Source organism: Ilumatobacter nonamiensis YM16-303 (genome assembly GCF_000350145.1).
GTDB lineage: Bacteria > Actinomycetota > Acidimicrobiia > Acidimicrobiales > Ilumatobacteraceae > Ilumatobacter_A > Ilumatobacter_A nonamiensis.
The window spans coordinates 1-8,953 of the sequence record NZ_BAOL01000164.1; the positions used below are offsets into that span (position 1 = coordinate 1).

Below are 8,953 nucleotides of genomic sequence, written 5' to 3' on the forward strand. Positions count from 1 at the left end.
AGACCACCACCACGACCACCACGACGACGACCACGATTCCGCAGGAGCGGTTCTACACCGTGGAGCGAGGCGACATCCTCGCGGTGATCGCGTCCGAGCGTGGCGTCACCGTCGAGGCGATCGTCGAATTGAACGGCCTCGAGAGCCCGGACGCGATCCAGGCCGGCCAGGTGCTCGAGATCCCCGCGAACGTCCAGGGCTGACGCTCGGCACCGGGCAACCGCCCGATCGAGGATGTGACCAATTGCCCTGTGGCCGTTCGAGTGCATTCATAGACTCGACCGCATGAGTTTCTGGCCGAACGCCGATCACTGGAGCGTCTCGATTCCGCTCGACACCTCGCACCCGCGCCTCGACGTGCTCGCCGAAACGGGCGTCGCGGTGTTGACCGATGCGCCGTTCGACGTGCCCGAGTCGGAGTACCTGGCGCTCGAGTACATGGACTGGAAGTCGGGCGGCGACACGAACTTCGCGCCGATCGCCACCGCGGACGGCGAGCTCGACTGCCGCGGGTTCTGGGACAAGGGCAAGACCGACAAGGACGCCGAATGGACCTCGAACGCCGAGGTTGCACCGTCGATCCGTGAGTACGTCGACGGTGTGGGCGCGAACTTCGGTCGTGTGCGCACGATCAAGCTCGAGCCGCAGGACCGGGAGGCGGCGATCCGCAGCATCCACCGTGACGACAACAACCGGTTCAATCCCGACGACGAGGGCTGGGTCGTGCGGTCGTGGGTCGAGCTGACCGACAACCCCGACAGCTACATGATCCTGATGGACAACGACGAGAACGGTCTGCCGGATCCCGACACCGAGATCCGCGTTCCGCTCCACAAGGGCGCACGCTTCGTCGTCGACACCCAGCGCCTGTGGCACGTCGTCGTCCACAACGGCGATGCACCGCGCTACGCCCTGATCACCAGCTTCGAGTCCGGCCCCGTCCTCGACGCCTTCATCGCCGAGAACACTCCGGCCTGACCGTCATTGCTGGTGCCGGACCCCAGCGGTCACGTTACGAACGGTGGGTGACGGCGAGGTCGGCGATGTCGCGCATGATCTTGGCGATCTCGAAGTCCTTCGGGGTGTAGACCCGTGCCACGCCGAGCGAGGCGAGTCGCGGGCGATCGTCCTCGGGGATGATCCCGCCGACGACGACCGGGATGTCGACGCCCATCGTCTCGAGATGTTCCAGGACGTCGGGAACGAGTTCGAGATGTGATCCGGACAGGATCGACAGGCCGATCACGTCGGGATCCTCGTCCCGCGCCGACGCCGCGATCTGTTCCGGTGTGAGCCGGATCCCCGAGTAGACGACCTCCATCCCGGCGTCGCGCGCCGCGACCGCGATCTGTTCGGCACCGGACGAGTGGCCGTCCAACCCCGGCTTCGCGACCAGGAATTTCGGGGGTCCTCCGGCGATCGACTTGACGTGGGCGGCAACCTCGGCCAACCCCGTCGCCGATGCCGTGGCCCCACCGACGCCGGTCGGGGCCCGGTACTCACCGAAGACCTCGCGCATCACGGTGCCCCACTCGCCGGTGGTCCCGCCGGCCTTCGCGAGAGCGATCGACGGTGGCATCACGTTGCCGCCGTCGGCAGCGACCCGACGCAGCTCCTCGAGCGCCGCGTCGACCGCGGGTTGGTCTCGATCACTCCGCCACTGTCCGATCTCGTCGATCGCTTGCTGTTCGACGCCGTGGTCGACCTTCATGATGTTGTTCTCGCCGCCGAGCGGTGAGTCGGCGGTCTCGATGAAGTCGTTGACGCCGATCACCTTCTGCTCGCCCGACTCGATCTTGCGCGTCCGTGACGCCATCGACGACACGAGGCGGGACTTGAGGGTCTCGACCGCTTCGAACGCGCCTCCCATCTCCAGCACGTCGTCGAGCTCGGCCTGCGCAGCCCGCTTGAGATCAGCGGTGCGACCTTCGACGACCACGGAGCCTTCGAACAGGTCGCCGTACTCGAGGAGGTCGGTCTCGAAGGCGAGCACCTGCTGCATCCGCAACGACCACTGTTGATCCCACGGTCGCGGCAGTCCGAGCGCCTCGTTCCACGCCGGCAACTGGACCGAGCGCGCTCGGGCATCCTTCGACAAGGTGACCGCGAGCATCTCGAGCACGATGCGTTGCACGTTGTTCTCGGGCTGCGCCTCGGTGAGCCCGAGCGAGTTGACCTGGACCCCGTACCGGAATCGCAACGCCTTCTCGTCGGTCACGCCGTAGCGCTCGCGACCGATCTCCGCCCACATCTCGGTCATCGCCCGCAGCTTGCAGATCTCCTCCACGAAACGGATGCCGGCGTTGACGAAGAACGAGATCGAACCGAACACCTGCGAGAACTTGTCGTCGCTGACCTGGCCCGAATCGCGGACGGCGTCGAGCACGCCGATCGCCGTCGCGAAGGAGTAGGCGATCTCCTGCACCGGTGTCGCTCCCACCTCTTGCAGGTGGTAGGAGCAGACGTTCATCGGGTTCCACTTGGGAGCGTTCTCGGCGCACCAGGCGACCATGTCGACGATCAGGCGACGCGACTCGGCGGGCGGGAAGATGTAGGTCCCGCGCGACAGGTATTCCTTGACGATGTCGTTCTGCGTGGTCCCGCGCAGATCCTCCGACGGCGTGCCCTGTTCCTCGGCGTTGGCGACGTACAGCGCCAGCAGCCATGCCGCGGTCGCGTTGATCGTCATCGACGTGTTCATCTGCCCGGACGGGATCTGATCGAGCAGTGTGCGCATGTGGCCGAGGTGTGCGACCGGCACCCCGACCTTGCCGACCTCACCCTTCGACATCGGATCGTCGGGGTCGTAACCGGTCTGGGTGGGAAGATCGAACGCGATCGACAGGCCGGTCTGACCCTTGGCGAGGTTCATGCGATACAGCTCGTTCGACGCGGCCGCGGTCGAGTGACCGGAGTAGGTGCGCATCATCCACGGACGATCCCGCTCGCGGGGAGTGCCGGTGGAAACTCCGGTGTCGTTCGCCGTGTCGGTCATCGTGAAAGTCTCGCCCGCGGCGTGACGTTCACCAAACGCGCGAGCGACGCGATCGATGGTCATCGATCACGTCGTCGTCCCGCGGTCGTCGGCGTCGCGGTGGGCGGAGATCTCGACGCCGTCGGTGGCAGCTGCGAGGCGACGCAGGTACTCGGTGCGGGGGATCTCGACGACGCCCAGCGTCTCGAGGTGCGGCGTTGCCCACTGCACGTCGAACAGCGTCACTCCGGTCGCCCGAAGCCTCTCGACGGTGTCGACGAGCGCGACCTTCGACGCGTCCGTCGCGTGATGAAACATCGCTTCACCGGCGAAGAGGCGACCGATCTTCAGCCCGTAGAGCCCCCCGACCAACGTGTCGCCGGCATAGACCTCGAACGAGTGGGCCCAGCCGAGGTCGTGGAGATGACCGTAGGCGGAGATGAACTCCTCGGTGATCCAGCGACCCTCGCGCGTCGGGTCGGCGCATGCCCGCATCACCTCCTCGAATGCGGTGTCGGTACGCGTCTCGAAGCTCTTCCGGCTGCGGCGCAGCGACCTGCTGACGTGGAGCCCGTCGAGCGGGAGCACCCCACGCGGGTCGGGGGAGTACCACGCGATCTTGCTGCGGCGTCGGCCGGGGTCGACCGGCATCGGGAACAGCCCCGTCCGATACGCGGCCAGCAGCGTGCCCGGTTCGAGATCCGCTCCGACCGCGATGACGTCGTTCCCCGGATCGGCATCGACCGGGTTCGGCATCGCGAACCGTGATGGCGGTGGAACCACCGGCGAGCCTTCGTTCATCGACACCCAGTGTGGCCGGAATCGGTGTGCGTCGTGACCGCTGGTGCCTGAGCCCAGCGGTCGCGGTCAGTAGGCGCGGAAGCCGCGCCCGGTCTTGCGGCCGAGGTGGCCGGCGGCGACCATTCGCTTGAGCGACGTGGCCGCCATGAAGTTCGGGTCGCCGAACTCGGTGTGCAGCGCGTCGAGAATGGCGAGCGAGGTGTCGAGGCCGACCAGGTCGAGCAGTGCGAACGGACCCATCGGGAAGTTGCAGCCACCCTGCATCGCCGTGTCGATGTCCTCGATCGAGGCCGTGCCCTGCTCCCACATCTTCACGGCGTTGTTGAGGTACGGGAACAGCAGCGCGTTGACGATGAACCCGGCGCGGTCGACGACCTCCACGGCGTCCTTGCCACACGACGACGCGAACGCGAGTGCGGTGGCGATGGTGTCGTCCGACGCGGTGAGCGGCCGGATCACTTCGACGAGTTTCATCATCGGAGCCGGGTTGAAGAAGTGGATGCCGCACACGCGGTCGGGGTGAGACGTCGCCATGGCGATCTCGACGACCGGGAGGGTGGAGGTGTTCGTGGCGAGGATCGCGTGCGGTTCGACCACCGCGTCGAGCGTGGCGAACAGCTCTTTCTTGACGTCGAGGTCCTCGACGACCGATTCGACCACGAGGTCACACTCGGCGAGCGCGTGCAGGTCGGAGGTCGCGGTGATCCGACCGAGGATCGCATCGCGCTCGTCGGCCTCGAGCCGGCCCTTGTCGACCTGGCGCCCGAGGCCGGAGGTCAGTTTGGCGATCGCGGCGTCGGCGGACTCCTGGGTCCGCGAGCGCAGGATGACCGTGCGACCCGAACGGGCCGCGACCTCGACGAGGCCCGCGCCCATGATTCCCGAGCCGAGCACGCCGACGGTGACGATGTGGTCTGTGGAGGTTTCGTCCATGGCGCCACGCTAGTTACCGGTCGGTAGCTTTCTCCAAAATTGGCGGAGTCGCGCCGGGGCCGGAGGCGGTTCGATCCCCTCGGAGCGCGTATTGTGCCCTTCCCCTGCCCATGTTCGTGCTGCTCCTCATCCACCTGTTGATCGGCACGGCGATCCTGCTGACCGGTGACCGATTCGGTCGTCGAGCATTTGCCGTGGCAGCACTCGCCCCGCTGCTCACGTTGGGGTGGGCGGCCGCGCAGTGGTCGGGCGTCGTGGGCGATCCCAACGCACTGGACGCCGAGGGTCACGCGACGCCCGGAACGCCCGTCATCGAGTCGGTCGGGTGGATCGGCGGTCTCGACCTCGACCTGGTGCTGCGATTCGACGCGTTCTCGCTCGTGATGACCCTGCTCGTGTCCGGGATCGGCCTCCTCGTCTGCATCTACGCGATCGGCTACTTCGCACACATCGAGCCCGGCCAGAGCCGACTCGCGGGACTGATGACGTTCTTCGCCGCGGCCATGCTCGGCGTCGTCTGGGCCGATCATCTGATCGCCTTGTTCATCGCCTGGGAGCTGACGTCGATCACGAGCTACCTGCTGATCGGCAACGACGACCGCAATCCCCGGGCGCGCGCCGCGGCGCTCCAGGCGATCTTCATCACCGGGGCCGGCGGACTCGCCCTGCTGCTCGGCCTGATCATCATCGGCCAGAGCGCCGGGACGTACCGACTGTCGGAGATGATCGATTCGCCGCCGTCGGGTGGAGCCGTCGCCGCGGGGTTGATCTGCATCCTGCTCGGGGCGTTCACGAAGTCCGCGCAGGCTCCGTTCGGGAGCTGGCTGCCGAGTGCGATGGTCGCCCCCACTCCGATCAGCGCGTACCTGCACTCCGCGACGATGGTCAAGGCAGGCGTCTACCTCGTCGCACGGCTCGCCCCGATCGTGGCCGCGACCGGGCAGTGGCGGGTCCTCGTGCTCGTGGTCGGCAGCGTGACGATGATCATCGGAGGTCTGCGCGCGATGCGCCAGCGGGATCTCAAGCTCCTGCTCGCGTACGGGACGGTCAGCCAGCTCGGCTTCATGATGCTGTTGTTCGGCCCCGGCGAGTACAAGATCGCCCAGGCGGGGATCGTGCTGCTGCTCGCCCACGGAGCGTTCAAGGCGACGCTGTTCATGCTCGTCGGCGTCATCGACCACCAAGTCGGAACGCGTCACATCCGCGAGCTCCACGGCTTCGGCGCCGGGTGGATGCCGGTGAAGGTGATGGCCGTGATCGGTGCCGCGTCGATGGCCGGACTCCCGCCGCTGCTCGGATTCGTCGCGAAGGAGAAGGCGCTCGACACCTACGTCGAGTACGGCGATTTCGCCGGTGCCAACGTGACCCTCATCGTCATCGTGGTCGGATCGATCCTGACGTTCGCCTACTCCGCTCGGTTCGTGCTCGGCGTGTTCGGAGTCCACGGCCAGGACGACTGCGAGATCCGCAGCCGCACCGCGCCGGCGCCCGCCCCGGTGTTCGTCGGACCGATCGTGGTGCTCACCGTCTTCACCGTCGTGGCCGGGGTCTTCCCCGCCCTGATCAGCAACCTCACCGAGGCCGCCCTGCTGGCGATCGACCCGAACTCGACGCCGTCGCCGGTCAAGTTGTGGTCCGGGTTCAACACGGCGTTCATGCTGTCGCTGCTGATCATCGGCGTCGGCACGGTGCTGGCCGTGTTCCGCCGACGGGTCGCCGCCGTTCAGACCGCGGCGTCCCAACCGTTGCGGCGCCTGCCGTCGACGGACCAGGCGTTCGGTGGGACCATCCGCGGCATCGACGCCGTCGCGCGCCGCGTCACGCGGATCGTGCAGAACGGTTCGTTGCCCGTGTACCTGCTCGTGATCATCGGGACCGCAGTGCTCGTGCCGGTGGTCCCGATGCTCGGCGAACTCGACGAACTCCCGCAGTTCGTGGAGAACCCGCTGCAGATCCCGATCGTCGCGATCATCATCGGCTCCGCGCTCGGAGCCGCGCTCGTCCACCGCCGCATCGCGGCGATCGTGATGCTGAGTGCCGTCGGGTTCGCGATGGCGGCCCTGTACGAGGCGCAGGGAGCACCCGACCTCGCGCTCACGCAGTTCGCGATCGAAACGCTCGGCACCGTGTTGTTCGTGCTCGTGCTGCGGTTCCTTCCGACTCGATTCATCGACCTGGCCCCCGCCGTCATCCGACCGATCCGGCTGCTGGTCTCGGTCCTCGTGGGAGCGGCGATCTTCGTGTTCGCGATCGTGTCGACCAACGCGCGCGAGGACGTGGCCGAGGAGTCGATTTCCACCGAGATGGTCGAACGGTCGCTGCCCGACGGCGATGGCAAGAACGTCGTCAACGTCATCCTCGTCGACTTCCGCGGCGTCGACACGATGGGCGAGATCACCGTGCTCGTCGTCGCCGCGGTCGGCGCGGTCGCGTTGGCGCGTGGCAGTCGTCGACCCGACGAGGACGAGACCGAGCCCGCCGACCTCGAGCGGACCGAGGAGACCGTCGCATGAAGCGGTCATTGATCCTCGACGTCTCGGTGCGGCTCCTGTACCCGTCGATCATCGTGCTGTCGCTGTACTTCCTGTTCTCCGGACACAATCAGCCGGGTGGTGGGTTCGTCGGTGGACTCGCCGCGTCGGCGGGAATCTCCCTGCGCTACGTCACCAGCGGAGTCGATGCCGTCCGCCGGTCGTTCCGCCTGGAGCCGTGGACGATCCTCGGTCTGGGGCTGGCGATCGCGGTCGGGACCGCGATCTTCCCGATGCTGCTCGGCGGAGACATCCTCGAACACGGCACCCTCAAGCTGCACCCGCCCCTGCTGCACGACGTCAAGGTCACGTCGGCACTCGCCTTCGACATCGGCGTCTACCTCGTGGTCATCGGCCTCGTGTTGATGATCTTCGAGGCGTTCGGTGACGACCGTGAGCACGAGATGGAGATGATCGAGGCACCGACCGAGCCGGCGATGTCGATCGGCGAGGAGTACCGCCCGTTGTCGCAACACTCCCCAGCGAGGTTCTGGCTACCCGATGACGAGGGCGCGACATGAGCGTGCTCCTCGCGTTCACTGCCGCAGTGCTGTTCGGCCTCGGGACGTGGCTGCTCCTGCAGCGACGACTCACTCGGATCATCATCGGCATCGGATTGATCGGCCACGGGACGAACATCCTGCTGATCACGTCGGGCGGAGGCGGCGGGATCCCGCCCGTCATCGGCAAGGGCGACCCGGAGAACTTCGCGGATCCGCTTCCACAGGCGCTCGCGCTGACGGCGATCGTGATCACCTTCGGCGTCACGGCGTTCCTGTTGGCGATGGCCTATCGCAGCTGGCAGCTGACGCACGACGACGTCGTCGCCGATGATCTCGAGGACCGCTTGATCGCGTCGAAGCGTCGGCAGGACAGCGATGTCGCCGACGTCGAGGCCGCCGATCGAGCGCATGCGACCGACTCGGCCGGGGACGACGAATCGTGAACAGCGAGTTGGTTCCCCTGCCGATCGTGATTCCGCTGTTCGCGGCGGCGCTGACGATCATCTTCGGGCGGTTCCTGATCGCCCAACGGGTGATCGCGCTGTCTGCGCTGTCTGCCACGGTCGGCGTCTCGGTCGCGTTGTTGATCGAGGCAGACGAGCACGGCGTCGTCAAGATGGATGCGGGCGGTTGGGCCGCACCGCTCGGCATCACGTACGTCGTCGATCGACTCTCGGCGATCATGCTCGTGACCTCGTCGCTGATGCTGCTGATCGTCTTGATCTACGCGATCGGACAGCACGGTGTGGAGGACCATCACGTCGGATTCGAACCGATCTATCTCGTGCTCGCCGCGGGCGTGTCCGCGAGTTTCATCACCGGCGACATGTTCAACCTGTTCGTCGCGTTCGAGATGATGCTCGCCGCGAGCTACGTGCTGCTGACCCTCGGCGGCCGCGCCGATCAAGTCCGCAGCGGGATGACCTACGTCGTGATCAGCCTGGTCGCCTCGGCGCTGTTCATCACGGCACTCGCGTTGCTGTATGCCTCGACCGGCACGGTCAACATGGCCGACCTGGCCGAGCGCATCCCGGAGTTGTCGCCGAATGTGCGAACCGGTTTCTCGCTGATGCTGATCCTGGTGTTCGGGATCAAGGCGGGGCTGTTCCCCTTGTTCTTCTGGTTGCCCGACAGCTACCCGACCGCGCCGGGCCCGGTCACCGCGATCTTCGCCGGCCTGCTCACCAAGGTCGGCGTCTACGCGATCATCC

9 protein-coding genes are annotated in these 8,953 nt (G+C 66.8%); 6 read left to right on the forward strand and 3 right to left on the reverse strand.

What is annotated here, in order from left to right; all coding sequences use genetic code 11:
• Nucleotides 1-203: LysM peptidoglycan-binding domain-containing protein (locus ON45_RS14495; protein WP_040494716.1), on the forward strand; the 203-nt coding region annotated here is incomplete at its 5' end.
• Nucleotides 204-285: 82 nt separating this feature from the next.
• Nucleotides 286-978, forward strand: coding sequence for a hypothetical protein (locus tag ON45_RS14500; RefSeq protein WP_051063107.1), 693 nt, complete (start codon nucleotides 286-288; stop codon nucleotides 976-978).
• 34 nt (nucleotides 979-1,012) lie between these two features.
• Here ON45_RS14500 and ON45_RS14505 read toward each other — a convergent pair whose 3' ends face one another.
• The 3 genes from ON45_RS14505 to ON45_RS14515 all read right to left on the reverse strand — a co-directional run bounded on the left by ON45_RS14505 (nucleotide 1,013) and on the right by ON45_RS14515 (nucleotide 4,708).
• Nucleotides 1,013-2,995: an ethylmalonyl-CoA mutase gene (locus ON45_RS14505; protein WP_051063109.1), complete on the reverse strand. Its 1,983-nt coding sequence runs from the start codon at nucleotides 2,993-2,995 to the stop codon at nucleotides 1,013-1,015.
• Nucleotides 2,996-3,061: 66 nt separating this feature from the next.
• Nucleotides 3,062-3,775 carry a leucyl/phenylalanyl-tRNA--protein transferase gene (gene aat / locus ON45_RS14510; RefSeq protein WP_051063110.1) on the reverse strand — a complete coding sequence of 238 codons (714 nt, stop codon included), beginning with the start codon at nucleotides 3,773-3,775 and terminating at the stop codon, nucleotides 3,062-3,064.
• Nucleotides 3,776-3,841: 66 nt separating this feature from the next.
• Nucleotides 3,842-4,708, reverse strand: coding sequence for a 3-hydroxyacyl-CoA dehydrogenase family protein (locus tag ON45_RS14515; RefSeq protein WP_040494717.1), 867 nt, complete (start codon nucleotides 4,706-4,708; stop codon nucleotides 3,842-3,844).
• 110 nt (nucleotides 4,709-4,818) lie between these two features.
• On the opposite strand from ON45_RS14515, the gene mbhE reads away from it, so the two are divergent.
• From mbhE to ON45_RS14535, 4 genes are all read left to right on the forward strand, one after another.
• Nucleotides 4,819-7,221, forward strand: coding sequence for a hydrogen gas-evolving membrane-bound hydrogenase subunit E (gene mbhE / locus ON45_RS14520; RefSeq protein ID WP_051063108.1), 2,403 nt, complete (start codon nucleotides 4,819-4,821; stop codon nucleotides 7,219-7,221).
• Nucleotides 7,218-7,760, forward strand: coding sequence for an MnhB domain-containing protein (locus ON45_RS14525; protein ID WP_040494718.1), 543 nt, complete (start codon nucleotides 7,218-7,220; stop codon nucleotides 7,758-7,760). The genes mbhE and ON45_RS14525 overlap by 4 nt, the downstream gene beginning before the upstream one ends.
• Nucleotides 7,757-8,185: a Na(+)/H(+) antiporter subunit C gene (locus ON45_RS14530; RefSeq protein ID WP_040494719.1), complete on the forward strand. Its 429-nt coding sequence runs from the start codon at nucleotides 7,757-7,759 to the stop codon at nucleotides 8,183-8,185. Before ON45_RS14525 ends, ON45_RS14530 begins: the two co-directional genes overlap by 4 nt.
• The coding region (locus tag ON45_RS14535) for a proton-conducting transporter transmembrane domain-containing protein (protein WP_040494720.1) at nucleotides 8,182-8,953 on the forward strand (772 nt) is incomplete at its 3' end. The genes ON45_RS14530 and ON45_RS14535, both read left to right, overlap by 4 nt.